This window comes from Oleiharenicola sp. Vm1, from assembly GCF_047777955.1.
Taxonomy (GTDB): Bacteria; Verrucomicrobiota; Verrucomicrobiia; order Opitutales; family Opitutaceae; genus Didemnitutus.
The window spans coordinates 3,587,013-3,610,863 of sequence record NZ_CP180537.1 but is presented as its reverse complement, the minus strand read 5'-3'; the positions used below and the strand labels follow the sequence as shown (position 1 = coordinate 3,610,863).

The following is a 23,851-nucleotide window of genomic DNA, read 5'->3' as shown; positions in this document are numbered from 1 at the left end:
GGGGTTAGCGAATCTCCCAGTTGTAGGGGTGACGCGAGAGCATTTTTGCACCGGTGGCGGTGACCTGGACGACGTCCTCCCAGCGGCAGCCGCCGAGGCCCGGATAATAGAGGCCCGGCTCGACGGTGACGACGGCGCCGCGCTTCAGGATCGAGGACACCGCCCCGAGCCGGCAGCCCGGGTCGTGGACGGCGAGGCCGAGGCCGTGGCCGGTGCCGTGGATGAAGCCCGTGGCGCCGTTCGCGCCACGCTTCGTCTCGTAGCCCTCGGCGATGAAGTGATCGACGACGCCCTGGTGCACCTCGCGCCCGTCGACGCCGGCGCGAATGCGGCGGATCGCCGCCTTCTCGGCCGCGAGCACGGTTGCGACCAGACGGCGCTGCACCTCGCGCGGGCGGCCCTTGAGGTAGGTGCGGGTCATGTCGCCGTAGTAGCCGCTGGCGACGTGGCGCGGGAAGATGTCGAGGATGATGAGCTCGTGCGGGCGGAGCGGGCCGTGGCCGCGCTCGTGCGGGTCGCAGGCCTGGTCGCCGCCGGCGACGATGGTGTCGCGCGCCTCGCCGCCCTGCTCCTTGATCGCGACATCGATGAGGAAGCGCAGGCGCTCGGACGTGAGCGGGCGGCCCTGGTAGAGGAGGTGGCGGCCCTTGATCCGGGCGGCGCGGAGGACCTTTTCGGCGGTGCTGAAGCCGACGGCGCTGAGGCGGTTGCCCTCGCGGATGGCGGCGGCCTCGCGGTCGGTCTTGATCTCGCGTTCGGGGAAGAGGAGGCCGTCGGCGAACTGCAGGCGCAGGCCGGCCTGGGTGAGCTTGACGTAGAGCGCGGCGGGAAAGTCGTCGGCCACGCGGAAGCGTCGCTGGCCGAAATGGCGGGCGAGGCAGAGGATCATCTCGGCGATGCCGGCGCGCGGGCCGTATTTCCGGCGCGCGGCGTCGAGCCAGTCCTCGCGCGAGAGCACGACGTCGAAGGCGCTGGTCTTCTTCACCCGGCCGAACTCGAGCGCGCCCTGCACGGTGTATTTCTTGCGGCCGACGCCGAAGGCCACGAACGGATCGTGCACCTCGACCTGGCCGAAATAGAGCATATCGGCGCTCGCGTGAGTGTCGGAGTAGAGCAGGGGAGGCGGGAGCGGGGCCACGGTGGAACGGGGGTTGAGTTTTGAGGGGCTGTGTCTAGCCATGAAGCCGACCAAAACGCAAAAATGTTTTCCCGCCTCGTCCTTCCTGTCGCCTCCTGCCTTTTCGCGCTCGGCCTGCTCACCGCCTGCGGCGGCAAGGCCGAAGCCGACGCCGCGCCCAAGACCGTGAACGATTATTTCCCCATCAAGATCGGCGATCAGGTCGTGCAGCTGCAGATCGCGGCGCTGCCGGCCGAGCAGGAGCGCGGGCTGATGTTCCGGCAGGCGCTCGGGCGCGACGAGGGCATGCTGTTCGTCTTCACCCGCGCCCAGCCGATGGCGTTCTGGATGCGAAACACCCTCGTGCCGCTCGACATCGGCTACATCGATTCCCAGGGGGTGCTGCGCGAGATCTACCCGATGTATCCGCGCGACGAGCGCTCGGTGGCCTCGCGTTCGCGCGAGCTGCAGTTCGCCCTCGAGGTCAACCAGGGCTGGTTCCGGGAGCGCGGCGTGAAGCCCGGCGCGCAGCTCGACCTGAAGGCGGTCGCCGCGGCGCTGAAGGCGCGCGGGCTCGATCCGCACGCCGCGGGGCTCTAGGCCCGCGGCGCGGCCGGTGCGATCACTCGTCGTCCGCGGCGGGGTCCTTCTTGCGGCGGTCGACCTTCTCGACCTTGAACTCGTCCTTGGGCAGGACGTTGTCGGTCTTCACCACGGCGACCGGCAGCTTGGTCTTCACCCACAGCTCGGCCTCCTTGAAGTATTTCGCGCCGGCGCTCTCCAGGGCTTCGCCGACGGATTTGACCGGCAGCATGCGGCCGCGCTTGGAGGCGTTGAAGTCGTAGGCACCCTTGAAAATGCGGTCGGTGGTGGAGAACGGGCTGGCGTTCTCCGGGATCTGCACGACCCAGCCGACCAGGTCCTTGTCGGGCAGCTTGCCCTCGGGGTCGGAGAGGAGGATGACGAACTGCTTCTTGGGCGGCGGCGGCTTGATGTCCTCGTCCGCGGCCGGCTGCGTGATCTCGTTCATCGCCTCCACGATCTCGCGCAGGAGCTCGGGCTCGAGCTTGTGCTTCTTGAGGATCTCGGCGACTTGGCTGACTTCGATTTTGGCCATGGGAAAAGCGGGAAACCCCCACCAAACACCGGAAGTCCCGGGAAACTCAAATAAAACTTCCGGCGCCGCGCGCGCCCGCCGCCGGGGCGCGGCGGCCCGGGCAGGGCCGGCCGCCCGGAATTCCCCATGGTCGTCGCGGTTTTCCGCATGGTCGTCGCCGGGGCGTCGTGAGGGGCGGCGCGGCCCCCGACGGTCGCGTTGACTCCTCCCGCGAGCCGAACACCCTGCGCCCATGCGCGTCTTCCCGCGCTATTCCTCCCCGTCGATCGCTCCCGTGCCGCGGCTCCGCTGGCGGACGGTGTTTGGCGTCTGGACGATCATCGGCGTGCTGCTGGTCATCCAGACCTACATCACGGCCTTCGGCAGCCTGCCGGTCACGCTGCGCGGGCACGGCTATACCATCGCGGCGCAGCTGGCCCGCGCCTGGCTGTGGGCGGCGCTGACGCCCGGCGTGTTCTGGCTGCGGCGCTACCTCGCGGCGAACCACCCGCACCTGGCCGTGCGCCTCGCGCTGCACCTGCTGGCGGCGCTGGCGATCTTCACTTTCGGCAACCTCCTGCGCCTCTGGACGATTTACTTCGCCTTCGGCTACTTCCGGCCGGAGGACGCGTCGCCGTCGTTCGTGCTCACGCAGCTCGACGCCCGCAGCCTGATCGACCTCTACCTCTACGCGCTGCTCGTCGCCGTCGGCTACATCGCGGACCTGATGGCGCAGCGGCGCGACGACGAGCGGCGCGAGGAGATGCTGCGCGTGCAGCTCGCGCAGGCCGAGCTGGCCGCGCTGCGCCAGCAGATCCAGCCGCATTTCCTCTTCAACGCCCACAACGCCATCGCCGCCCTCATCCGCGAGCGCGAGAACGACAAGGCGGTCGAGGCCATCACGCAGCTCTCTGCGCTGCTCCGCCAGCTGATGGAGCACGCCGGCCGGCCCGAGATCGAGCTCTGGCGCGAACTCGACTACGCCCAGGCCTACCTCGCGATCGAGAAGCTCCGCCTCGAGGAGCGCCTGGTCACGCGCTTCCTGGTCGACGACGACTGCCTCGACGTGATGGTGCCGACGCTGATCCTCCAGCCGATCGTCGAGAACGCCGTGCGCCACGGCATCGCGCAGCGGCGCCATCCCGGCACGATCACGCTGCGCGCGCGCCGCGCCGGCCTCCGCCTCGAGCTCGAGGTGACGAACGACGCCTCCGAGTTCGCCGAGTCCACGTCGCGCGGCCGCGGCGTCGGGCTCGGCTCGACGCGCTCGCGCCTCGAGCGCACCTTCGGCCGCGCCCTGCATTTCGACTGCGCGTTCAACCAGGACGGTCGCTCGCGCGTCACCCTCAGTTTCCCCGTCCGCGCCCCTTCCACCGCCCCCGAGACCGCGCCCGCATGACCAAGATCCCCACGCTCATCGCCGACGACGAGAAACCCGCCCGGCGCATCCTGCGCCAGCTCGTGCTGGCCGACGCGGACCTCGAACTCGTCGGCGAGGCCATGGACGGGCACCAGACGCTCGATCAGATCTGCGCCCTGCGGCCGCGCCTGCTGCTGCTCGACGTGCAGATGCCGGGAAAGACGGGCCTCGACGTGCTCAACGCCCTGCCCGCCGGCGAGAGGCCCGAGGTCGTCTTCGTCACGGCGCACGACAACCACGCGCTGAGCGCCTTCGACTACCACGCCGTGGACTATCTCGTGAAGCCCTTCACCGACGCGCGCTTCCACCGCGCGATCGACCGCGTGAAGCACCGCATCCACCACGGCCACTTCACCGCGGCGGAGAACGCGCTCCGCGCCCTCGCCGCCCAGCTGCAGCAGCAGGCCGCCGCGCCGGCCACGGCCGAGCCGGCGACGCCGAGCTACGAGAACGCGCGCCTGGCCGTGAAGGTCGACGGCGAGCTGCACTTCGTGAAGCAGCGCGACCTCCGCTGGGTCGAGAGCCAGGGCGACTACCTCAACCTGCACCTGCACGAGCGCCGCCTGATGATCCGCATGCCGATGAAGCGCGTGGAGCAGCTCCTGCACCCGACGCAGTTCGTGCGCATCCACAAGTCGACCCTCATCAATCTCGCCTACCTCGAGCGCATCGTCGCCACCTCGTCCTGCACGCAGGCGGCGCGGCTCGACGACGGCACGACGCTCCTCATCGGCCCGGCCTTCCGCCGCAATCTCGACCGGGTCAAGAATCTCGCCTCCGCGTGACGCCGCCGTCCGCCGGGGCCACGTCGCGGGATTGGCCATGCTTGCCGCGCGGGGTTTGTCCCCGCGGCCCGGCGGCGCGATGCCAGGGCGCATGAGCTCTCCCGCGCGCATTCATTTCCTCTTCGAAGCGATCTCCGCCATCGTGCCCGCCGGGCTGGCCTGCGCCGCGGCGGACATCGGCTACGTGATCGTCCTCGTGCTGCTCAAGCACGGCAGCCCTTTCCGCATGCTGCAGGGCATCGCGTTCAGCGTGCTCGGCCCGTCGACCTACGAGGGCGGCGCGGCCACGGCGGCGCTCGGGCTGGCGCTGCACACCGGCGTGGCGCTCGGCGCGGCGGCGATGTTCTTCGCGCTGTATCGCGCCTCCGGGCTGGTGCGCGCGCACTGGCTCGCGGCCGGCGTGCTGTTCGGCGCGGCCTTCTATGTGTTCATGCAGCTGGTAGCGCTGCCGCTCACGCGGCTGCCGCACCACGGTTTCCCGCCGCCGAACTGGGGGCCGGTCTTCGTCGCGCACCTCACCGCCGTCGGGCCGGTGATCGCCGCGGTGACGCGCTGGCGGAGCGCGCGGTAGCGCGGCGCGGGCGCCGGTCCGCGCGGCCAACGGTCGTCGCGGCGGGCCCCATGCTCGTCGCGGGGGCGTTGTCCGGATGCGACGGCGCGCAGAGAGGGAGTCAGCGGCGGCGCGTTTGCCGCCGGTCTCAACCTCCCATGAACACACCACTAGCAAACCCTGCCGGCCGGACGCTGCTGCGCCTCGGCCTCCTGTGCCTCGCTCCCCTCTGGAGCTGGGCGCAGACCCCGGACACCCCGACCAACGACAAGGACAAGACGGTCAAGCTCGACGCCTTCAGCGTGACCGGCTCCCGGCTCTCGCCCCCGGATTTCGAGGGTGCGCTGCCCGTCACCACCTACACCGCGATGGAGATCTCGAAGGAGTCGACGGCGCAGTCCGTGAACAACTTCCTGCGCTTCAACCCCACCAGCTTCGGCGGCGGCAATTTCGACGAAGGCACCGTCAACGGCGGCAACGGCCAGGCGGTGATCGGCCTGCGCGGCCTGCCGACCCTCACCCTGGTCAACGGCCGCCGCGTCACCGTGCCCGACCTCAACCAGATCCCGATGCTCGCGATCGACCGCATCGAGGTGCTGAAGGACGGCAACGGCGCCGTCTACGGCGCCGATGCGGTCGGCGGTGTCATCAACATCATCACGAAGCACCAGTTCGAGGGGGCGCAGTTCGACGCGGCCTACCAGAACACCTTCAAGAACGACATCAGCGCGCGGCGCTACGAGGCGGCGTTCGGCGGCGAGCTCGGCGCGCGCGGCCACTTCACCCTCGGCCTCGCGTATTTCGAGCAGAACGACCTCTACTCGCGGGATCGCGACGAGGTGACGCAGACCTCGGACCGCTCCTTCGGCGCCACCAGCGCCGTGCCGAACCCCGGCAAGTTCAACCTCACCGCCGCGCAGGCGCTGAAGATGTTCGGCGTCACCAACAGCGGCACCGTCTCCTATCGCGTGAAGAACGCGGTCGCGGCCGCGGCCTCGCCCGCCGACTTCCGCGTCGGCCAATACGGCAACGTGCCGCCGGAGCAGTCCGACCGCTTCACGTTCTCGATCTACACGCCGACGGTGCGGCCGGCCAAGCGCTACAACTTCTGGACCAGCGTCGACTACAAGCTCTTCGACAAGAGCGACGTCGCGACCTTCTACATGGACGTGAACTACCTGCACTCCATCTCGCACTCCGTGCTCGCGCCCGCGCCGGCGAGCTTCCGCAGCACGAGCTCCGACGGCGACTTCACCATCAAGGCCAACTACTATTGGAACCAGAAGATCTTCGGGGCCAACGCGGCCGACATCACGAGCTGGGACTACCGTTTCCTCGACCTCGGGCCGCGCGACAACGAGACGACCTTCCGCAATTTCGCCGGCACCTGGGGCCTGCGCGGCGACATCAGCGACCGCCTCAGCTACGACGTGTCGTATTTCTGGAATCGCAGCGAGCAGCTCGATGAGGAGCGCAACGGGCTCAACCGGGCCCGGCTCCTCGAGGTGCTGCAGGGCCGCAACTCCGAGTTCACCGGGGCGAAGAGCTTCAACCCCTTCACGAACCCCTTCGATTCCGGCACCGTCTCGAACGACCCGGACCTGCTCCGCTACCTCAACTTCACGCCCCGCACCACGCGCGACTCGACCACGCGGGTGCTGAACGGCCAGGTGACGGTCAAGCCGTTCGAGCTGCCGGCCGGCCAGGTGCAGGCGGTCGTCGGCGCCGAGGAGCGCTGGGAGGATTTCGAGCGCGACCCGGACCTGCAGAAGCAAAACGCCGCGGGCTCCGGCTGGAACTCCACCACCTACCTGCGCACGCATTTCGTGGTGAAGTCAGCCTTCGCCGAGACCGTCGTGCCGCTGCTCCGGGACGCGCCCTTCACGCGCACCCTCCAGCTCGGCGCCGCGATCCGCCACGAGACCTTCAGCCACTTCGACTCCAAGCCGACCATCCTGCGCTTCTACCTGCGCGACCAGATCACGAAGGAGCTGACCGCTCGCATTTCCTACTCGGAAGGCTTCACCATTCCCACGCCGGCCGCACTCGACGGCACGGCGGTGCAGAGCTTCCCGCAGGTGTTCATGCCCTGGCTGGGCGTCGCCGACCAAGCCAACCAGGGCGTGATCCTCAAGGGTAACCCCAACCTCAAGCCGACGACCTCGAAGAGCTACAACGCCGGCATCGTCTGGGCCCCGAAGGCGCTGCGCGGCTTCTCGCTCGGCCTCGACTACTACCAGATCGAGCAGAACGACATCATCATCCAGGACCCGCAGCTCTACGTCGACGCCTTCGCCCGCGGCGGCGGCATCACGGCCGGGCCGAACGGCACCTTCATCAAGAACAACAGCGCCCCCTACGCCGCCAACGTCATCGTCGACACCGACGGCTCCGCCACCGGCATCCCCGGCTACATCGTGCAGGTGCTCGACGTCCGCACCGAGAACCTCGCGCAGCTCAAGCTCTCCGCCCTCGACATCAACGCGACCTACACGCGCGAGTTCGGGGCCTGGGGCAAGTTCGGCTGGCGCCTGTTGCTCACGCACTCGTTCAAATACGACATCGACAAGATCCCCGGCCTGCTGCCGACGACGCACTACTCGGGCTACTTCGCGCCCAACGACGGCATCGGTCCGGGCACGGTCCCGCCGTGGAAGGGCAGCCTCACCACGACCTGGGACTGGCGCAACTTCTCGACGGCGGTGAAGCTCAACTACACCGGCTCGTTCAAGGAGGATCCGGACGGCGGCGACAACTTCACGCGCACCGTCGGCGCCTGGCCGACCGTCGACGTGCAGCTCGGCTACACCTATGCGAAGACGCGCACGACTGTCCGCCTCGGCGTGACCAACGTCTTCAACCGCATGCCGCCGCTCGCCGAATCCGCGTTCGCCGACAAATACGATCGCTCGAGCCACAACATCCTCGGCGCGCAATACAGCCTCAGCCTGTCGCAGCGCTTCTGATCCCGCGGCCCCCGCCTTTCCCAGGCCACGACGGCGTCCGCTTCGGCGGACGCCGTTTTCCTTTGCGCGGTCCCCGTTCCCGGCCCCAAGGTCGGGCGCGTGGGCCAGGACCTGAGCGAACTCTTCGACGTCGTCGACGAACACGACCGCGTGACCGGCCGCGCGCCGCGCGGCGAGGTGCACGCGCGCGGGCTGCGGCACCGGGCGGTGCACATCTTCGCCGTCAACGCGGCCGGCGCGGTCTTTCTGCACCAGCGCTCGCTGACCAAGGACACCTTTCCCGGACGCTGGAACTCGTCCTGCGCCGGCCACGTCGCGGCGGGTGACGACTACGACCCCACCGTGCTCCGCGAACTCGAGGAGGAGCTCGGCTGGAACCCGGCGCCGGCCGCGCCGCCGGTGCGCCTGTTCAAGGTCGAGGCCCGGCCCGAGACGGGCGCGGAGTTCGTCTGGGTGTATCGCGTGGCGGCCGAGGGGCCGTTCCGGCTCAATCCGGACGAGATCCGGCGCGGCGCGTGGTTCGCGCCGGGCGAGATCGACCGCTGGGTGGCGGAGCGGCCGGCGGAGTTCGCGACGTCGTTCGTGTTCCTGTGGCCGCGGGTGCGGGCGTTGCTCGGAGCGAGCCGCCGCCCGCCTACTGCGGGCGACAGGCCTTGAGCCGGTTGAATTCCTTTTGGCTCATCAGGCGGCGCGGCAGGCGCTTTTCGGCTTCCTTGAGCAGGCGGTCCCACTGGTCGTCGTTGCCGTCGAAGTCGATCCACGGGTTGTGGTGGCCGGTTTTCTTGCTGAACGTCACGTTGCCGCCGTGAAAGCGCACGGTGATGTTCCATTTGATGCCCTCGTCGTCTTTTTCCCACCAGCCGAATTCCATGCGCGGCAGTGTGGGCGCCGCGGGCCCGACGGCAAGCCGCGGCTTGTCCGGCGGAACGGGATGGACGCGCCGCCGGGGACCCGCACCATGCGCGCATGCTTTGCCGTGGCCTTGCCCTGCTCCTGCTCACCGTCGCGCTGCTCGCGCGCGCCGACGACGTCGGCCACGAGATCGCGCGGCAGCACGCGCAGCGCGCCGGCGGCAAATACCGCGAGCTGCGCTCGCTCTACGCCGAGGGGCGGACGCTGATCGGCGGCGAGGTCATCGACGTCCGGATGTGGGCCGAGCGCCCGAACCGCCTGCGCGTCGAGAGCTCCTTCGGCGCCCGCCGGGTCACGCAGGTCTACGACGGCCGGCACGAGCCGGTGATCTACCACAGCGAGGTCGAGGGCGGCCGGCCGATGCGCATGACGGCGGGCGAGCGCAAGGATTTCATCGCCAACGCCGACTTTGACGGCCCGCTGGTCGACTTCGGAGTGAAGGGCTACTCGGTCGATTACGCCGGCGAGGATCCGATCGGTGGCCGCCCCGCCCGCAAGCTGCTCGTGATGGGCGCAGACGGCGAGGTGTTCTTCGTCTGGCTGGACGTGGAAACCGCCGAGATGGTGAAGCGCAGCGTGTTCCGCATGGTGGGCGAGCGGCGGGCGACGGTGGACACCTTCTTCAGCGATTTCCGCGACGTGGCCGGCACGCTCCAGCCGCACCGCATCGAGACGAAGGTCGGCGACAAGACGCTCTACCTGATGCTGCTGTCCGCGATGGAGGGCAACTCGGAGAAGGTGACGGCGGAGCGCTTCCAGGTGCCGGCGGACTGGCCGCTGCTGCCGGTGGAGTTCAAGAGCGGGGCGGCGACGCCCGCGGTGCCGGCGGCGCGGCGCTGAGCGCGCGCGGCCCGGCGGCGGCGGAGCCGCGTCACTCGCCGAGCTTGCGGCCCGGCGTGAGGTAGTTCTGCACGTAATCGCGCACCGCCTCGCGCAGCGGCGTCATCGGGCGGGTGTAGCCGGTGGCGCGAAGCTTGGCCGTGTCGGCCTGGGTGAAATACTGGTATTTGCCGCGGAGGTTCTCCGGCAGGTCGATGAACTCGATGTTCCGGGTGCGGCCCATGGCGGAGAAAATGGCGTCGGCGAGCGCGAGCCAGGTGTTGGCCTCGCCGGAGCCCAGGTTGTAGAGGCCGGCGGCAGTCGGGTTCTTCTCGGCGAAGTGGAGCGTCATCTCGACGGCGTCCTTCACGTAGAGGAAGTCGCGCTTCTGCTCGCCGTCCTTGTAGTCCGGGTGCTCGCTCTTGAAGAGCTTCAGCTGGCCGGTGGCGGTGATCTGGGCGAAGGCCTTGTTCACGAGGGAGCGCATGTCGCCCTTGTGGTCCTCGTTCGGCCCGTAGACGTTGAAATACTTCACGCCCACGATGCGCTTCAGCCAGCCCTGGCGCTGCGCATGCAGGTCGAAGAGGTGCTTCGAGTAGCCATACATGTTCAGCGGGCGGAAAGCGGCGAGGTCCTCGGTCCGGTCGTCCATGCCGCGCGCGCCGTCGCCGTAGGTGGCGGCGGAGGAGGCGTAGATGAAGCGCGCGTCGTGCGCCAGGGCCCAGGCGGCGAGCTCCTTGGTGTAGTTGAAATTGTTGTCGATCAGGTGCGAGGCGTTGCGCTCGGTGGTGGCGGAGTTGGCGCCGAGGTGGAAGACGGCGGTGAAGCGCCCGAAGGCCCGGGCGTCGGCGGCGAGCCGCGCGCGGAAATCGCCGGCCTCGACGTAGTCGGCGAACTGGAGCGGCACGAGGTTCTTCCACTTCTCGTCCGTGCCGAGCACGTCGGTCACGACGATGTCGGTGAGACCGCGCTGGTTCAGCGCCCAGACGAGCGCGCTGCCGATGAAACCGGCGCCGCCGGTGACGAGGATGCGACCTGAGAGCGGAGAGGACATGGGACGGAAAAGTTGCGAGCTGAGAGCTGAGAGTTGAGGGCCGGCGGAGGCCAGACGGAAAATCCGCCGCGCGCGCCGGCCGGTCTCAGTCGCGCGACAGCTCGTCGGCGCGGCGGGCGGCGGCGAGGATCGTGTCGCGCACGAGGTCGCGGAACCTCGCCTGCGCCAGCACCTGCAGGCCGGCGTGGGTCGTGCCGTTGGGCGAGACGACCTGGTCGCGGAGCGCCTCGGGCGTCGCGCCGGTGTGGGCGAGGAGCTGGAGCGAGCCGAGGGCGGTCTGCACGGCGAGGCGCTGGGCCACCTCGGGCGGCAGGCCGGCGGCGACGCCGCCGTCGCGAAGCGCGCCGAGAAACTCGAAGACGAAGCCCGGGCCGCTGCCGCCGACGGCGGTCACGGCGTCGAAATGCCTTTCCTCCAGCTCGAGAAACGCGCCGAGCGCGCCGAGCAGGCGCTCGACCGCGGCGCGGTCGGCGGCGGCGAGCGGCGTCGCCGCGCAGTAGGCGGTGATACCGGCGCCGATCGCCGCCGGCGTGTTGGGCATGGTGCGGACGAGGTTGCGGGCGCGCGGGAAGACCTGGGCGAGGCGGGCGAGGCGCTTGCCGGCGAGGAGCGAGATCACGAGCTTGCCGGCGGTGAGCTCGGCGAGGCGCGGGTCGGCGGCGGCGAGCGACTGGGGCTTGAAGGCGACGACGACGATGTCGGCCGGGCCGAGCAGGCGCGCGAGGTCGGGTTCGCAGGCGATGCCGGTCTCGGCGGCGAGCCGGGCGGCGGTGGCGCCGGACTTGCTGGTGCAGGCGATCGCGGCCGGCGGGCAGACCTGCCGCGCGAGCAGGCCGCGAATGATGGCCGAGCCGAGTCGACCGGAACCGAGGAAGGCGAGCGAGTGAGCCACGGGCGGTTGATGCCGCACGGGACGGACGCGGGCAAGCGCGGGGTGAGTCACGCCGGCGGGAAGCCGGCGCGGCGTCACTCCAGCGGGTCGGCGGCGAATTTCTGGCTGAGTTCCGCCCAGTGCTTCTGCGCGGCGAGCCAGAGCGGGCTCTGGCGGATCTGCGTCATCGTGCGCGTGGTGTGGTTGCAGAACAGGTAGCTGGCCTCGCCGAGGCGGATGCAGGCGTCGTAGTGCGTGCCGGCGGCGTCGGCGGCGAAGGCAAAGTCGCCCACGCCGAGCTTCTGGCCGGCGAGCTCCCTCAGCATCGAGGCGAGGTCGAGGGTGAAGTGCTGCTTGTATTTCTCCGGGCGCGGGCCCTCGTAGGCGAGGATGGCGTTGCGGTCGGCGCGGAGCGAGACCAGCACCCACTCGTTGAACACGGTCTCGCCGTAGGTGGCGTTCATGCGGCCGAGGGCGGCGACGAGAAGGGCGCGGGCGTCGACGAGATTCATGGGGCCGATAAAGGCCCGCGCCTTCGCGCGCGCCAGTCAATTGTTGCCGTAGGGGCGGCGTGCCGCGCGGTTGACGAATTATTTCGCGGCGCCAGGGGCGACGCGGAGGCGGGCCACGACCTTGATTTCGACGAGGCCGGTCGGCGGCACCAGTTCGGATACGCCGATGGCGGTCCACGCCGGGTAAGGCTCGGGCACGAACTCGTCCTTCACCTTGGCAAACAAGGCGAGATGCTCCGCCTTGGTGCCCTTGAAGTGCGGTGATTGGAAAAGATGAAACGTCGTGAGGTCGACGATGGTGTCGGTGCCGGCACCGGCGGCTTCCAGCGTGGCCTTCACGCTTTGCCACGCCCGGCGGAAGGCCGCTTCGAGCCCCGCGGCGTCGAGCGGGCTGCCCTCGCGCGCGCCGGCGACGATGCCGGAGATGAAGACAAGGTCGCCATCGACCCGGGCCGGCGCGAAATGCCAGCCTTGATAGCCGGCCTGGTGCATCCGGGCGTCGGGAGAGACCACGCGGCCGCCCGGCGTGGGGAGGACGATTGGTGCGGCGGGTGGGGTGGGCTGGGCCGCAGCCGAGGCGAACGCCAGGGCGGCGAGGATGAGGAGGACGGTGGGTCTCATGGGAAGGGGTCAGCGGGTGACCTGCATCGGCTGGACGCGCTGCCCGGCCTGCACGCGGTCGCCGGGGTAGAGGATCACCTCGTCGCCCTCGCTCAGGCCGGCGAGGACCTGCGTCTCCGGGCCGGAGCTGCGGCCGGCCTGCACCGGCACGAGCACCGCGCGGCCGTCGCGCACGACGAAGGCGGCCCAGTCGGCGCCGCGGCGGAACAGGCCCGATGACGGCACCTTCAGGGCATGGGCGTCCTCCCACACGATCACGCGCGCCTCGACGCGGAAGTTGTCGCCGAGCGTGCGGCGCTGCTCGAGCGGGGTCGTGAGCTCGACGACGACGTTCACGCGCTGCTCCTCGACGCCGAGGGCGGAGATCTTGGTGAACGCCGCCGGCTCGACCAGGCGCACGCGGCCCTCGAGGGGCGTGGCGCCGCCCCACTGTTCCAGCCGCACCGGGGCGCCGGGCGGGATGGCCGCGCCGTCGCGGGAAAGCATCTCGACCACCACCTCGAGATCGGACGGGTCGCCGATCTCGACCAGCGGGGTGCCGGAGGTGACGGCGCGCTCGCTTTCCTGGAGGACGTGCAGCACGCGGCCGCCCACGGGCGCGCGCACCTCGACGGGGCGGGTCGAGGTCGGACCGGCGGGGACGAACTCGGCCAGCTCGGCCTCGGCCTGGGCGACGGCGCCCTCGGCGGAGGCGACGTCGCGCGCGGCGGCGGTCTCGCGCATCTGCGCGCTCTCGAGGTCCTGCGGGGCGACGGTCTTCGCGGCGAACATCTGCTCGATGCGGCGCAGCTCGCTGCGGGCGAGCTCGTGCGTCGTGCGGCTCTTCTCCAGCAGCGCGCGGGCGGAGTCGCGGCGGGCGGCGGCGAGGGCGCGGTTGCGGGCGTCGAGCGGCGAGGCCGGCAGCGGGTCGATGACGGCGACGACGGTCTGGTGGGCGACGATCTCGGCGCCCGGCTTGAAGGGATGCGGCGCAGCTGGCCGGTGACCGGCGCGGCGACGACGTAGCGCTGCCGGATGCGCGTCTTGCCCTCCTCGCTCACGGTGGCGCGGAGCGGGCCGTAGGCGGCGCGGGCGGTCTCGACCGGGGCGGGCTTCGGCCGGAGGCCGAGCGCGATCAGCGCGAGCACGGCGGCGCCGATCGCATAGGGCAGCCAGCGGCGCGCGGGGCGCTTGGCCGGAAAGGAGGGGGCGGGAGTGGTCATGACGGAAGGCAAGGGGAGCGGCGGGGTTTACTCGGGGGCCTTGAGCGCGCCGATGAGGTCGAGATGCTTGAGCTTGCGCAGGACGACGAGCGCGGAGAGCGCGGAGGCGAGGAGGACGATGATGACCGCGAAGGTGTAGGTGTAGCTGGTGAACACGAGCGGCAGGCGCACCGTCTCGGTGTTCACCGACTGGATGATGCCGGTGGCCAGGCCGGTGCCGAGGAGCAGGCCGAGCGGCAGCGCGGCGGCGGCGAGGATCGCCAGCTCGATGACGAGGATCGCGCCGACCTCGCGCTGGGTGAGGCCGATGACGCGCAGGGTGGCGAGCTCGCGCGCGCGTTCGGCGAGGGAGATGCGGGCGTTGTTGTAGATGACGCCGAACGCGACCACGACGGCGAAGGTCAGGTAGATGGTCTGGATCAGGCCCATGCTCTGCGCCGTGGTCTCGCGGAAGGCCTGGCGCATCGACTCCTTGATCGCCACGGCGCTGACGCGCGGGATGCCCTTGAGGGCGTGGAGGAACTCGCCGCGGCGCGCGGCGTCGATCGTGAGCGTGGCGCCGGTGATGACGTCGCCCTCGCCGAGCAGGCGGTTGAGCGCGTGGCGCTCCATGTAGGCGGCGATGCCGGTGAAGTCCTCGGCCAGCGCCACCAGCGGCACGGCGCGGACCGGGCGCCTGCCCTCGAGCGCCTCGACGATGAGCTCGTCGCCCGGCCGGGCGCCGAGGACCTCGGCCAGCTTGGCGGAGACGATCAGGCCCTCGGCGGGCGGCGTGATCTCGCGGCCGGCGGTGTCGACGGCGCGGTTGTGCCGGCCGCCGGCCTCGAGGCTGCGCAGCGCGATCTGGCGGCTGCGGCCCTGGAAGTGGATGCGGACGGAGGCGAAGCGCGTGGGCTCGGCGTCGATGACGCCCGGCAGCCGCTCGAACTCGTGCAGCGTCCGCCCGCTCGACGGCTCGGCGAGGCCGAGGTTGATGTCCTGGCGCTGCACGACGTCCCACTGGAAATCGAGCACGTCGGCGATGCCGGCCTTGAAGGTGTTGGGCAGGATGAGCAGCGCGGTCGCCAGCGCGAGGCCGGCGATGGTGAAGAAGGCCTGGACGGGTCGCCGCTCGATGTTGCGCACGGCGATGCGGAACGAGGTGCCGAACCAGCGGCCGGCGCCGGTGCGCTCGAGCAGGGACGGGCGGTAGCTGGCCGGCGGCTCGGGCCGCATCGCCTCGGCGGGCGGGAGCCGGGCGGCGCGGCGCACGGCGCTGAACACGCCGGCGATCACGGCGCCGAGGCCGACGGAGAGCGCGATGGCCACGGCCGGCTGGTCGAGGCGGAAGTCGAGCGCGGGGAAGCGGAAGAACAGGGTATACATCCGCACCAGTTTCTCGCCCAGCGCGACGCCGCCGAGGGTGCCGAGCCCGGTGCCGCCGACCACGATGACGGCGGCGAACTTCAGGTAGTGGACGACGATCTGGCGGTTGGTGAAGCCGAAGGCCTTGAGGATGGCGATCTGCTCGCGCTGGAGGGCGAGCAGGCGCGTGAGCACGGAGTTGGTCATGAACGCCGCGACGGTGAGGAAGACGGCGGGGAAGCCGATGGAGAGGATCGAGAGCACGCGGATCTCGTCGGTCACGCGGATGTGCGACGGGTGGTCCTTGCGGCCGAAGGCGCCGTAGCCGCCGTAGGGTTTCAGCAGGGCGTCGAGCCCGGCGATGACCGCGCTCTCGCGCGCGCCCGGCTCGAGGGTGAGCGAGACGCGGTTGAAGGCGCCGTAGAGGTCCCAGGCGGTGGCGACCTCCTTGTAGGGCATCCAGAAGATGCCGTAGGTGCGGTTGTCGGGCAGGGCGGCGCCGGGGCGCGATTCGAAGATGTATTCGGGGAGAGGACGATGCCGGCGATGCGGAACTCCTGGCGGCGGCCGTTGAGGAGCATGGCGAGCGTGTCGCCCGGCTGGAGGTGGTTGGCGTCGGCGAAGGCCTCGCCCACGAGCACCTCGCCCCGCGCGCCCGGGGTGAGCCAGCGGCCGCGGCGGAGGAAGAGGCGGTTCAGCTCGGGAGCGTCGTGGTCGGGCAGCGAGCGCACGAGGCCGCTCGCCGGCTCGTCGAGCGCGGGCAGGTCGAGCGTGACCTGGACGGCGATGTCGGTCTGCACCGTGGCGACGCCGGGGAGGGCGGCGATGCGCGCCGCGAGGTAGTTGGGGGCGCGTTTGAGCGAGGCGAAGACCTCGGCGAAGTGGTGCGTCTGGTAATACTCGGCGCGCGTGCCGTCGAGCGAGGCGATGAGGCTGCGCGCCATGATGAGCATGGCGAGGCCGCAGGCCATGACGACCGTGACCGCGGCGGCCTGGCCCTTGAGGCGGCGCAGGTCGCGGAGGAGCTTGCGGTCGAGGTGGCTGATCACGAGACGGAGGACGGATTACTGAAGCCGGAGGGCGGAGGACAGAGGGGGAAGGTCGCGGAGGTGCCCACGGAATACACGTAACACACGGAAGAGACGGACCGATTCGTTCCGACGCATTTCTGGGTGTTCGGTGTGTTCCGTGGGCAAATGGATCGGTTTTTCACCAGCGGAGCGTGGAAGGTTCGGCGCGGGTGGGGTTGCGGCGCTCGTCGAGGACCTTGCCGTCCATGAAGTGGATCACGCGGTCGGCCATATCGGCCATGACGGCGTTGTGGGTGATGATGACGGTGAGCGTGCCGAGCTCGCGGTTCACGCGCTCGATGGCTTCGAGGACGACGATGCCGGTCTTGACGTCGAGCGCGCCGGTGGGCTCGTCGCAGAGCAGGACCTCGGGGCGCTTGGCGATGGCGCGGGCGATGGCGACGCGCTGCTGTTCGCCGCCGGAGAGCTGGGCGGGGAAGTGGTCCATGCGCGCGCCGAGGCCGACCATCTCGAGTGCCGTCTCGGGGGCGAGCGGGTGGGCGGCGATCTCGGTGATGAGGGCGACGTTTTCGCGCGCGGTGAGGCTCGGGATGAGGTTGTAGAACTGGAAGATGAAGCCGACCGACTCGCGGCGGTAGAGCGTCAGGCGCTCCTCGGTGGCGTGGGTGAGGTCGATGTCGCGGTAGCGCAGCTCGCCGGCGGTGGGGATGTCGAGGCCGCCGAGCTGGTTGAGCAGGGTGGTCTTACCGGAGCCGGAAGGGCCGAGGAGGACGACGAGTTCGCCGGCGGACAGGTCGAGGTCGACGCCCGAGAGCGCGCGGACCTGCGCGGCGCCCTCGCCGTAGACTTTGGTGAGTCCGCGCACGCGGAAGACTTGTTCGGCGGAGGCAGCGACGGGCGACATGCGTCCTGCATGGTGCGTCGCCCGGCGGTGAAGTCAAAGACGCGGACGGGGTGTGCAGGGGCCTTCGGCCCCCGTGAGCGGGGCTTATGGGACGCAGGCAAACGCCGCCGCGGACGCGCGGCGCGCCGGGGCCGTCGCGCGCGGCTCAGCTGTAGACCAGCAGGCGCTGCGAGATGGGGGCGATCTGGTTGTGGTCGCGGATCTTCGCGATCGTGGCCGGGCCGAGGGCCTGGCCCTCGCCGATGAGCAGCAGGCCGTGCGGGCTGTAGATGCCGGTGGCGAGCACCATGCCGGGCTCGAGTTCGTCGAGCAGGATTTCGCGGACCTGGCGCGGGAGATGGACGAGCTGCGTGACCTTGAGGAAGAGGCGGACGGCCTCGGGGTCGTATTTCGTGCCGGAGCGCGCGAGGATGGCGTCGATCGTGGCCTGCTTGGGCGCGGACGACTCGACGAAGCCGACGGCGACGGCGAGGCAGCGGGCGGGCCAGGGGATGAGCTTGGCGGCGATGCCGTCGGGGAAGCCGGAGCCGTCGAAGTTCTCGTGATGGGCGCGGATGACTTCGCCGACCTCGGGGCGCGGGTCGACGAGCGCGGCGAGGGTCTGGCTGTAGATCGGGTGGTTGTGCAGCGTGCCGCGCTCGCGGTCGGTGAGCTGGGCGGGATTGGTGCGGAAGGAGCGGAGCAGTTCGCGCGAGACGCCGATGAGGCCGAGGTCGCAGAGCCAGGCGGCGGACTTGAGGGCGTGCTTCTCGGCGTCGCTGAACGGGCCGTTCTCGGCCATCTTCGAGGCGAACTCGACGAGGGCCTTGGCCTGGCCGCCGAGGGTGGGGTCGTAGGCGGTGAGGATGCGGCGGCAGAGCTCGAGGGAATTCTCGTAGCGCGAGCCGAGCTCCTGGTTGGCGGCGTCGAGGTGCTGGCGCTTCTGCTCGAGGGCGGCGATCTGCTTCTCCAGTTCGCCGTTGGCGACCATCAGCTGGGCGTTGAGCTGCTGGGTCTGGGCCATGAGCACCTCGTTGTGGGTGACGAGGTCGTGGCGCTGGATGGCGTTGCGGACGGTGGCGAGCAGCTCCTCGCGGAGCCAGGGCTTGGCCACGAAGCGGAAGATTTCGCCCTTGTTGATCGCGTCGACGATGGTCGGCAGCGAGAGGACGGCGGTGATGAGGATGCGGGAGGCGTGCGGGCGGAGGCGGCGGCTCTCGATCAGGAAGTCGAGGCCGAGCATCTCGGGCATCTTCTGGTCGGAGATGATGACGGCGAAGTCGCGCTCCTCGAGGATGGCGAGGGCCTTGATGGGGCTGGAGCAGGAGACGACCTGGTATTTCTCGCGCTCGAGCGTCTCCTTGAGCGCGCCGAGGACGACCGGCTCGTCGTCGACGATCAGGATGGACGGGGACTGGTTGACAGGCGCGCTCATGGGATCAGCCGCTGAAGGCGGAAGCGGGAACGTGGTGCAGGGCCGCCTCGCTGCGGCCGACGAGGTAGGGGGCGATGCGGTCGAGCGGGATCTGGATCTGCGCGGCGCCGCATTCCCACGCGGCCTTGGGCATGCCGTAGACGACGCAGGAGGCCTCGTCCTGGGCGAAGGTGGTGGCGCCCTTGTCGCGCAGGCGCTTCAGGCCCTCGGCGCCGTCCTTGCCCATGCCGGTGAGGATGCCGGCGACGGCGTGCGGGGCCGCGCCGCAATCCGCGGCGGATTTGAACAGGAGATCGACGGCCGGGCGCTGGTGCCAGACGGGCGGGCCGTCGGCGACGCGCACGCGGTAGTGGTCGCCCGCCCACTGGAGCATCATGTGGAAATTGCCGGGGGCGATCAGGGCGAGGCCGGGGGCGAGGCGGTCGCCGTCGACGGCTTCGCGGACCTCGAGCTGGCAGAGGCCGTTGAGGCGATCGGCGAAGGCCTTCGAGAAGGTCGCGGGGATGTGCTGCACGATGGCGATGCCGGGGAGATCGCCGGGCAGCTGGGTGAGGACGTCGCGCAGCGCCTCGGTGCCGCCGGTGGAGGCGCCGAGGAGGATGACGGAGCGCGGATCGAGCTGGCGCAGGCGCGCAGCGTCGATGCGGGTCTTGGCGACGGCGGGCTTGAGGCCGGGCACGTAGCGGACCGGCGCGGCGGGCGCGGGGATCGGCGGAGTCGACGCGGCGTGGGCGATCGGCTTGTCGGTCGAGGGCGCGAGCGGACGGACGCGGGCGAGGGCGGCGGTCTTGACCTTGGCGGCGAGCTGCGGGCCGAGGTTGCCGAAGGAGTAGGAACCGCTCGGCTTGCCGAGGAAATCGATCGCGCCGAGGCGCAGGGCCTCGAGGGCGTATTCGGAGCCGCGCTGCGTGAGCGAGCTCATGACGACGACGGGCATCGGCCGGCGCTCCATCAGCAGGCGCAGGAAGGTGAGGCCGTCCATGCGCGGCATCTCGAGGTCGAGCGTCAGGACGTCGGGCGAGAGCTCCTTGAGCTTGTCGCGCGCCATGTAGGGATCGACGGCGGTGCCGACGACCTCGATCTCCGGGTCGGCGGCGAGGGCCTCGCTGGCGAGTTTGCGGACGACGGCGGAGTCGTCGACGATGAGCACGCGGATTTTTTTCGACGTCGACATGTCAGGAGTGGAGCGGACGACGGTAGATCGCAGGCTTCACCAGCTGGAGGGAGTGCTTGATGCCGGTGAGGCTCTCGCTGTGGCCGACGAGCAGATACCCGCCGGGCACGAGGCGGCGAGTCAGTTTGTTGACCAGTTCCTCCTGGGTCGGGCGGTCGAAGTAGATCATGACGTTCCGGCAGAAGATGACCTGGAACGGCTCGCGGAACGGCGGCTCGCCCTCGAGCAGGTTGAGGTGGTGGTAGGAAACCATCGCGCGCAGCTCGGCGCGGACGCGGTAGTTGCCCTCCTGCGGGCCGATGCCGCGCTGGAAGTAGGTCTTGATCGTGGCGGCGGGCAGCTTGGCCACGATGTCGTCGCGGTAGATGCCGTTGCGGGCCTTGTCGAGGATGCGGTGGGAGATGTCGGTGGCCTCGATGCGCCAGTTCCAGCCGCTGGTGCGCGGCAGGGCCTCGGTGAGGGTCATGGCGATGGAGTAGGGCTCCTCGCCGGAGGAGCAGGCGGCGCTCCAGACGTAGAATTGCGGCCAGCGCTCGGTGCGGTGGCGGGCCTGCATCTCCGGGACGATGTGCTGGCGCAGGAAGTCGAAGTGCGCGTTCTCGCGGAAAAAGAAGGTGTGGTTCGTCGAGATCGCGTCGATCAGGTGCGCGAGCTCGTCCTCCGCGTCGCCGGCTTTCAGCAACTCGCAGTAATGGCCGATGGAGTCGGTCTTGGTTGCACGCAGGCGTTTGCCGAGCCGGGCCGCCACCAGCTCCCGTTTGTCGGGGCCGAGTTGGATGCGGCTGTGCTCGTAAACCAGGGTGCGGATGAATTCGAACTCACTGTCCCTCATGAGGCATTGTCCTCAACCATCGGCGCAATCCCGCGGGGCTGAAGCCGGTCGCGGCGAAAATATTTTTTCTTCACCCGGGCGGGCGGAAAATTCTGCCGGGTGCCCGGCCGCCGGGAGGCGGGTGGGGCGGCGGGCGCGCGGAGATTTTCTTTATTTCACTGAGAGCTCGCGGCTTGGGCGGGCGGGGCGCGCACTGGCATGCGCCGTGTTTACGCGAGCGGCATGGTCGACCCCCTCTTCCAGTCCGGCAACTACCAGATCGCGCGAAAACTCCTCGACGCGGCGGCGCTGCGACAGGAGGCCATCGCCGCCAACATCGCCAACGCCGAGACCCCGGGTTACCGCCGCCTCGACGTCAACACCGACTTCGCGGAGCAGCTCAAGGCCAGCGTGCGCAACGGCGAGGTCGAGCGCACCAGCGAGCTGAAACCCAAGCTCATCGAGGACACCCACGCGCGCACGGTGCGCCCCGACGGCAACACGGTCGAGATCGAGCACGAGCTCCTCGCCATGAACAAGAACGCAGCCGAATACGAATTCCTGACCGACGTCGTCTCCCGGAACATCAAGCAGCTGAAGCTCGCCATCACCGGGCGCGCCGTCTGACCCCGCTGACGCATGAATCTCATCCCCGGCATCGACGTCACCTCCGGCGCCCTCGCGGCGCAAAAGATGCGCCTCGACATCGTGGCGCAGAACATCGCCAACGCCCAGACGACCCGCACCGCCGAAGGCGGCCCCTACAAGCGCCAGATCGTCTCCTTTGAAACCGAGCTGGTGAAGCGCACCGGCGGCGCCTCGCTCACCACCGTCCGCGTCGGCGGCATCACCAACGACAAGACCCCCGGCCAGCAGGTCTACAATCCCCAGCATCCCGACGCCGGCGCCGACGGCCTCGTCACGATGCCCAACGTCAACCTCGCCTACGAGATGGTTGACCTCATCACCGCCTCGCGCGCCTACGAGGCCAACCTCTCCGTGGTCAAGAACTCGCGCAACCTCGCGATGAAGACCCTCGAGATCGGCAAGTAATCTCCCATGTCTCCCGTCGGTTCCGTCTACTCCTCCCTCGTCCCGCAAGCCATGGCGCGCGCCGACGCGTTGCGCGAGAAGCAGGCCGCCAGCGCCGCCCTCGCCACGCTGCCCGACGGCATGCGCGCCGCCGCGCCCGGCGCCAACGGCTTCAGCGAGATGCTCAACGGCCTCGTCAGCACCGTCGACGCCAAGCAGACCCAGGCCAACGAGCTCACCCAGAAGGTGCTCCTCGGCGAGACCGACCAGCTCCACCAGTCCGTCATCGCCATGCAGGAAGCCTCCGTCGCCTTCTCCCTCATGGTCGAGGTGCGCAACAAGCTCGTCGAGTCCTACCAGGAGCTGATGCGCATGCAGGTCTGAGCCCCGCGCGTGCCTGCCTCCGCCCGCGTTCTCCTTCCCTTACTCTTCCTCCCGTCTCGTCTTTCCGCCCTCCCGCCTAACGCCGCATGAAAAACTTCGCCGCCTCCCTGCTCGCCCTCTGGCAACAGCTTGGCCTCAACCAGCGCGTTTCGCTCATCGTCGCCACCATCGGCGTCATCGGCGGCATGATCGCGCTCGTCATGTGGTCGCGCCGGCCCGACTACCAGCTGCTCTACGCGCGCCTCGCCGAGAAGGACGCCACCGCCATCATCAGCGAGCTCCAGACGCGCAACATCCCCTATCAGGTCAGCGCCGGCGGCACCGCCGTGCAGGTGCCCGCCGACCAGGTCTACAAGCTCCGCATGGACCTCGCCTCGAAGGGCCTGCCCAGCGGCGACGGCGTCGGCTTCGAGATCTTCGACAAGGGCCAGTTCGGCCTCTCCGACTTCGTCCAGCGCACCAACTACCTCCGCGCCATCCAGGGCGAACTCGCCCGCACCATTACGCAGCTCCAGGGCGTCCGCGCCGCGCGCGTCATGATCGTGCAGCCGGAAAACCGCCTCCTCCTCACCGAGCAGGGCGTCCGCTCCACCGCCTCCGTCTTCGTCGACATGGGCGGCGGCCGCCTCGAGACCGACCAGGTCAACGCCATCCGCCACCTCGTCGCCAACGCCGTCCAGGGCCTCACGCCCGACCAGGTCGCCGTCGTCGACAACCGCGGCCGCGTGCTCTCCGAGGAGCTGAAGCAGGACCCGACCCTCGGCACCGCCTCCTCCCAGATGCGCTACAAGCAGCAGGTCGAGGACTACCTGTCCAAGAAGGTCGAGACCATGCTCGGCGCCGTCATCGGCCCCGGCAACGCCGTCGTCCGCGTCTCCGCCGACATCGACACCGAGGCGACGACCCAGACGCAGGAGAAATTCGACCCGGACGGCCAGGTCGTCCGCTCGCAGACGATCACCGAGGACAACTCCAACTCCTCCGAGACGCGCACCAACGGCGGCGCCACCGGCGTCAGCGCCAACGTCCCCGAGAAGACCGTCGCCGACACCTCCGCCAAGCCGGTCAACACCACCGAGCAATCGCGCAAGAACCGCACCACCGCCTACGAGATCAACCGCACCACGACCAACATCACGCGCAGTCCCGGCACGATCAAGAACGTGACCGCCTCCGTGATGATCGCGCCGCGCCTGGTCCCGCCGCCCGCGGGCGCCCCCGCCGGCACGCAGCCGACCCCGCAGAAGCGCACGCCCGAGGAGCTCAACGCCCTCCGCCAGATCGTGGTCAACGCCCTCGGCCTCAAGGCCGCGCCCGGCCAGGAGCTCGACTCGATCGTCGCCCTCCAGGAGATGCCCTTCGCCAGCGAGCCGATCTCGCAGACCGTCGAGGCCATCCAGAGCGAGACGCGCGTGCAGGGCTGGATCGAGGTCGCCTCCCGCTGGGCCGCCGTCGCCGGCGCCGCCGTGGCGCTGCTCGTCTTCCTCCGCCTCCTTTCCAAGCAGAAGCCCGAGACCGTCCCGGTCGAGGTCTTCGCCCTGCCGCCCGACATCGCGGCCCGCCAGCTCCAGAACGGCTCGGCCATCACCCCGGAGATGCTCAACCAGCTCATCCGGCAGAAACCCGCCAACATCGGCACCGCGCTCCGCGACTGGGTCGCCACGCCGCCGGCGAAGAACTGACGCCATGAAAAAGCCCGCACCGCCCGCCGCCTCCGCGCCCGCCCTCACGGCCGGCCCGAATCGCGCGCGCCTGCAAGTGCGTGCGCGCGTTCGCGTCGTCCGCGCCAAGTCCGGCATGATCCTGCGTTCGACCTCGCCCGGACTCCGTGC

25 protein-coding genes are annotated in these 23,851 nt (G+C 70.0%); 11 read left to right on the top strand and 14 right to left on the bottom strand.

Annotation, left to right across the window (positions count from 1 at the left end; translation table 11 throughout):
• Positions 1–4 precede the first annotated feature (4 nt).
• Entirely contained in the window at positions 5–1,138 is a 1,134-nt protein-coding gene (locus ACMYLB_RS17385) for a M24 family metallopeptidase (protein WP_415908214.1), read from the bottom strand.
• 63 nt (positions 1,139–1,201) lie between these two features.
• On the opposite strand from ACMYLB_RS17385, the gene ACMYLB_RS17380 reads away from it, so the two are divergent.
• Complete coding sequence (locus ACMYLB_RS17380; protein ID WP_415908213.1) at positions 1,202–1,717, top strand: DUF192 domain-containing protein; 516 nt, start codon at positions 1,202–1,204, stop codon at positions 1,715–1,717.
• Between the two features lie 22 nt (positions 1,718–1,739).
• On the opposite strand, the gene ACMYLB_RS17375 is transcribed toward ACMYLB_RS17380, so the two are convergent.
• Entirely contained in the window at positions 1,740–2,234 is a 495-nt protein-coding gene (locus ACMYLB_RS17375) for a hypothetical protein (protein ID WP_415908212.1), read from the bottom strand.
• Positions 2,235–2,466: 232 nt separating this feature from the next.
• Between ACMYLB_RS17375 and ACMYLB_RS17370 the strand changes: the two genes are divergently transcribed.
• The 5 genes from ACMYLB_RS17370 to ACMYLB_RS17350 all read left to right on the top strand — a co-directional run bounded on the left by ACMYLB_RS17370 (position 2,467) and on the right by ACMYLB_RS17350 (position 8,591).
• Positions 2,467–3,612 (top strand): sensor histidine kinase, encoded by a 1,146-nt coding sequence (locus ACMYLB_RS17370; RefSeq protein ID WP_415908211.1) that lies wholly within the window; start codon positions 2,467–2,469, stop codon positions 3,610–3,612.
• Positions 3,609–4,418 carry a LytR/AlgR family response regulator transcription factor gene (locus ACMYLB_RS17365; protein ID WP_415908210.1) on the top strand — a complete coding sequence of 270 codons (810 nt, stop codon included), beginning with the start codon at positions 3,609–3,611 and terminating at the stop codon, positions 4,416–4,418. Before ACMYLB_RS17370 ends, ACMYLB_RS17365 begins: the two co-directional genes overlap by 4 nt.
• A 91-nt stretch (positions 4,419–4,509) precedes the next feature.
• Positions 4,510–4,989, top strand: coding sequence for a hypothetical protein (locus ACMYLB_RS17360; protein ID WP_415908209.1), 480 nt, complete (start codon positions 4,510–4,512; stop codon positions 4,987–4,989).
• A gap of 137 nt (positions 4,990–5,126) precedes the next feature.
• The gene (locus ACMYLB_RS17355; protein WP_415908208.1) at positions 5,127–7,934 is read left to right on the top strand and encodes a TonB-dependent receptor domain-containing protein; all 2,808 of its coding nucleotides are present in this window, start codon (positions 5,127–5,129) and stop codon (positions 7,932–7,934) included.
• A gap of 99 nt (positions 7,935–8,033) precedes the next feature.
• A complete protein-coding gene (locus ACMYLB_RS17350; RefSeq protein WP_415908207.1) occupies positions 8,034–8,591 on the top strand; it encodes an NUDIX hydrolase in 558 nt (185 codons plus the stop codon).
• Here ACMYLB_RS17350 and ACMYLB_RS17345 read toward each other — a convergent pair.
• The gene (locus ACMYLB_RS17345) at positions 8,569–8,805 is read right to left on the bottom strand and encodes a hypothetical protein (protein ID WP_415908206.1); all 237 of its coding nucleotides are present in this window, start codon (positions 8,803–8,805) and stop codon (positions 8,569–8,571) included. The two genes, ACMYLB_RS17350 and ACMYLB_RS17345, sit on opposite strands and share 23 nt — an antisense overlap.
• 95 nt (positions 8,806–8,900) lie before the next feature.
• Here ACMYLB_RS17345 and ACMYLB_RS17340 point away from each other — a divergent pair, with 95 nt between their 5' ends.
• A complete protein-coding gene (locus tag ACMYLB_RS17340; RefSeq protein ID WP_415908205.1) occupies positions 8,901–9,686 on the top strand; it encodes a hypothetical protein in 786 nt (261 codons plus the stop codon).
• 31 nt (positions 9,687–9,717) lie between these two features.
• Here ACMYLB_RS17340 and rfaD read toward each other — a convergent pair whose 3' ends face one another.
• The 11 genes from rfaD to ACMYLB_RS17285 form a co-directional block, all read right to left on the bottom strand.
• Entirely contained in the window at positions 9,718–10,719 is a 1,002-nt protein-coding gene (gene rfaD, locus ACMYLB_RS17335) for an ADP-glyceromanno-heptose 6-epimerase (protein WP_415908204.1), read from the bottom strand.
• An 85-nt stretch (positions 10,720–10,804) separates the two neighbouring features.
• Entirely contained in the window at positions 10,805–11,611 is an 807-nt protein-coding gene (gene proC / locus ACMYLB_RS17330; protein WP_415908203.1) for a pyrroline-5-carboxylate reductase, read from the bottom strand.
• A 74-nt stretch (positions 11,612–11,685) separates the two neighbouring features.
• Positions 11,686–12,102, bottom strand: a complete 417-nt coding sequence (locus tag ACMYLB_RS17325; protein WP_415908202.1) for a hypothetical protein — start codon at positions 12,100–12,102, stop codon at positions 11,686–11,688.
• Between the two features lie 78 nt (positions 12,103–12,180).
• The gene (locus ACMYLB_RS17320; protein ID WP_415908201.1) at positions 12,181–12,723 is read right to left on the bottom strand and encodes a RidA family protein; all 543 of its coding nucleotides are present in this window, start codon (positions 12,721–12,723) and stop codon (positions 12,181–12,183) included.
• Between the two features lie 9 nt (positions 12,724–12,732).
• Positions 12,733–13,554, bottom strand: coding sequence for an efflux RND transporter periplasmic adaptor subunit (locus tag ACMYLB_RS17315; protein ID WP_415911107.1), 822 nt, complete (start codon positions 13,552–13,554; stop codon positions 12,733–12,735).
• Between the two features lie 398 nt (positions 13,555–13,952).
• Complete coding sequence (locus ACMYLB_RS17310) at positions 13,953–15,476, bottom strand: FtsX-like permease family protein (RefSeq protein WP_415911106.1); 1,524 nt, start codon at positions 15,474–15,476, stop codon at positions 13,953–13,955.
• A 131-nt stretch (positions 15,477–15,607) separates the two neighbouring features.
• On the bottom strand, positions 15,608–16,318 hold the full coding sequence (locus ACMYLB_RS17305) for a hypothetical protein (protein ID WP_415908200.1): 711 nt from the start codon (positions 16,316–16,318) through the stop codon (positions 15,608–15,610).
• A gap of 160 nt (positions 16,319–16,478) precedes the next feature.
• Positions 16,479–17,204 carry an ABC transporter ATP-binding protein gene (locus tag ACMYLB_RS17300; protein ID WP_415908199.1) on the bottom strand — a complete coding sequence of 242 codons (726 nt, stop codon included), beginning with the start codon at positions 17,202–17,204 and terminating at the stop codon, positions 16,479–16,481.
• A 145-nt stretch (positions 17,205–17,349) separates the two neighbouring features.
• The gene (locus ACMYLB_RS17295) at positions 17,350–18,618 is read right to left on the bottom strand and encodes an HD domain-containing phosphohydrolase (protein WP_415908198.1); all 1,269 of its coding nucleotides are present in this window, start codon (positions 18,616–18,618) and stop codon (positions 17,350–17,352) included.
• Between the two features lie 4 nt (positions 18,619–18,622).
• Positions 18,623–19,792 carry a protein-glutamate methylesterase/protein-glutamine glutaminase gene (locus ACMYLB_RS17290; RefSeq protein ID WP_415908197.1) on the bottom strand — a complete coding sequence of 390 codons (1,170 nt, stop codon included), beginning with the start codon at positions 19,790–19,792 and terminating at the stop codon, positions 18,623–18,625.
• Position 19,793: 1 nt separating this feature from the next.
• On the bottom strand, positions 19,794–20,624 hold the full coding sequence (locus ACMYLB_RS17285) for a CheR family methyltransferase (RefSeq protein ID WP_415908195.1): 831 nt from the start codon (positions 20,622–20,624) through the stop codon (positions 19,794–19,796).
• A gap of 222 nt (positions 20,625–20,846) precedes the next feature.
• Here ACMYLB_RS17285 and flgB point away from each other — a divergent pair, with 222 nt between their 5' ends.
• The 4 genes from flgB (at position 20,847) to fliF (ending at position 23,701) form a co-directional block, all read left to right on the top strand.
• A complete protein-coding gene (gene flgB / locus ACMYLB_RS17280) occupies positions 20,847–21,230 on the top strand; it encodes a flagellar basal body rod protein FlgB (RefSeq protein WP_415908194.1) in 384 nt (127 codons plus the stop codon).
• A 12-nt stretch (positions 21,231–21,242) separates the two neighbouring features.
• The gene (gene flgC, locus ACMYLB_RS17275; protein WP_415908193.1) at positions 21,243–21,656 is read left to right on the top strand and encodes a flagellar basal body rod protein FlgC; all 414 of its coding nucleotides are present in this window, start codon (positions 21,243–21,245) and stop codon (positions 21,654–21,656) included.
• A gap of 6 nt (positions 21,657–21,662) precedes the next feature.
• Positions 21,663–22,019 (top strand): flagellar hook-basal body complex protein FliE, encoded by a 357-nt coding sequence (gene fliE, locus ACMYLB_RS17270; protein ID WP_415908192.1) that lies wholly within the window; start codon positions 21,663–21,665, stop codon positions 22,017–22,019.
• Between the two features lie 86 nt (positions 22,020–22,105).
• Entirely contained in the window at positions 22,106–23,701 is a 1,596-nt protein-coding gene (gene fliF / locus ACMYLB_RS17265; RefSeq protein ID WP_415908191.1) for a flagellar basal-body MS-ring/collar protein FliF, read from the top strand.
• The last annotated feature ends 150 nt before the right edge of the window (positions 23,702–23,851 follow it).

What these genes read in the sequence shown, in the direction of transcription:
- rfaD (WP_415908204.1), bottom strand. Translation starts at nt 10,719, where the DNA reads ATGTCCTCTCCGCTCTCAGGTCGCATCCTCGTCACCGGCGGCGCCGGT.
- ACMYLB_RS17370 (WP_415908211.1), top strand. Translation starts at nt 2,467, where the DNA reads ATGCGCGTCTTCCCGCGCTATTCCTCCCCGTCGATCGCTCCCGTGCCG.
- ACMYLB_RS17285 (WP_415908195.1), bottom strand. Translation starts at nt 20,624, where the DNA reads ATGAGGGACAGTGAGTTCGAATTCATCCGCACCCTGGTTTACGAGCAC.
- ACMYLB_RS17300 (WP_415908199.1), bottom strand. Translation starts at nt 17,204, where the DNA reads ATGTCGCCCGTCGCTGCCTCCGCCGAACAAGTCTTCCGCGTGCGCGGA.
- flgB (WP_415908194.1), top strand. Translation starts at nt 20,847, where the DNA reads ATGGTCGACCCCCTCTTCCAGTCCGGCAACTACCAGATCGCGCGAAAA.
- flgC (WP_415908193.1), top strand. Translation starts at nt 21,243, where the DNA reads ATGAATCTCATCCCCGGCATCGACGTCACCTCCGGCGCCCTCGCGGCG.
- ACMYLB_RS17375 (WP_415908212.1), bottom strand. Translation starts at nt 2,234, where the DNA reads ATGGCCAAAATCGAAGTCAGCCAAGTCGCCGAGATCCTCAAGAAGCAC.
- fliE (WP_415908192.1), top strand. Translation starts at nt 21,663, where the DNA reads ATGTCTCCCGTCGGTTCCGTCTACTCCTCCCTCGTCCCGCAAGCCATG.
- ACMYLB_RS17365 (WP_415908210.1), top strand. Translation starts at nt 3,609, where the DNA reads ATGACCAAGATCCCCACGCTCATCGCCGACGACGAGAAACCCGCCCGG.
- ACMYLB_RS17360 (WP_415908209.1), top strand. Translation starts at nt 4,510, where the DNA reads ATGAGCTCTCCCGCGCGCATTCATTTCCTCTTCGAAGCGATCTCCGCC.
- ACMYLB_RS17325 (WP_415908202.1), bottom strand. Translation starts at nt 12,102, where the DNA reads ATGAATCTCGTCGACGCCCGCGCCCTTCTCGTCGCCGCCCTCGGCCGC.
- ACMYLB_RS17380 (WP_415908213.1), top strand. Translation starts at nt 1,202, where the DNA reads ATGTTTTCCCGCCTCGTCCTTCCTGTCGCCTCCTGCCTTTTCGCGCTC.
- ACMYLB_RS17345 (WP_415908206.1), bottom strand. Translation starts at nt 8,805, where the DNA reads ATGGAATTCGGCTGGTGGGAAAAAGACGACGAGGGCATCAAATGGAAC.
- ACMYLB_RS17340 (WP_415908205.1), top strand. Translation starts at nt 8,901, where the DNA reads ATGCTTTGCCGTGGCCTTGCCCTGCTCCTGCTCACCGTCGCGCTGCTC.
- ACMYLB_RS17310 (WP_415911106.1), bottom strand. Translation starts at nt 15,476, where the DNA reads ATGACCAACTCCGTGCTCACGCGCCTGCTCGCCCTCCAGCGCGAGCAG.
- ACMYLB_RS17355 (WP_415908208.1), top strand. Translation starts at nt 5,127, where the DNA reads ATGAACACACCACTAGCAAACCCTGCCGGCCGGACGCTGCTGCGCCTC.
- ACMYLB_RS17290 (WP_415908197.1), bottom strand. Translation starts at nt 19,792, where the DNA reads ATGTCGACGTCGAAAAAAATCCGCGTGCTCATCGTCGACGACTCCGCC.
- fliF (WP_415908191.1), top strand. Translation starts at nt 22,106, where the DNA reads ATGAAAAACTTCGCCGCCTCCCTGCTCGCCCTCTGGCAACAGCTTGGC.
- ACMYLB_RS17295 (WP_415908198.1), bottom strand. Translation starts at nt 18,618, where the DNA reads ATGAGCGCGCCTGTCAACCAGTCCCCGTCCATCCTGATCGTCGACGAC.
- ACMYLB_RS17320 (WP_415908201.1), bottom strand. Translation starts at nt 12,723, where the DNA reads ATGAGACCCACCGTCCTCCTCATCCTCGCCGCCCTGGCGTTCGCCTCG.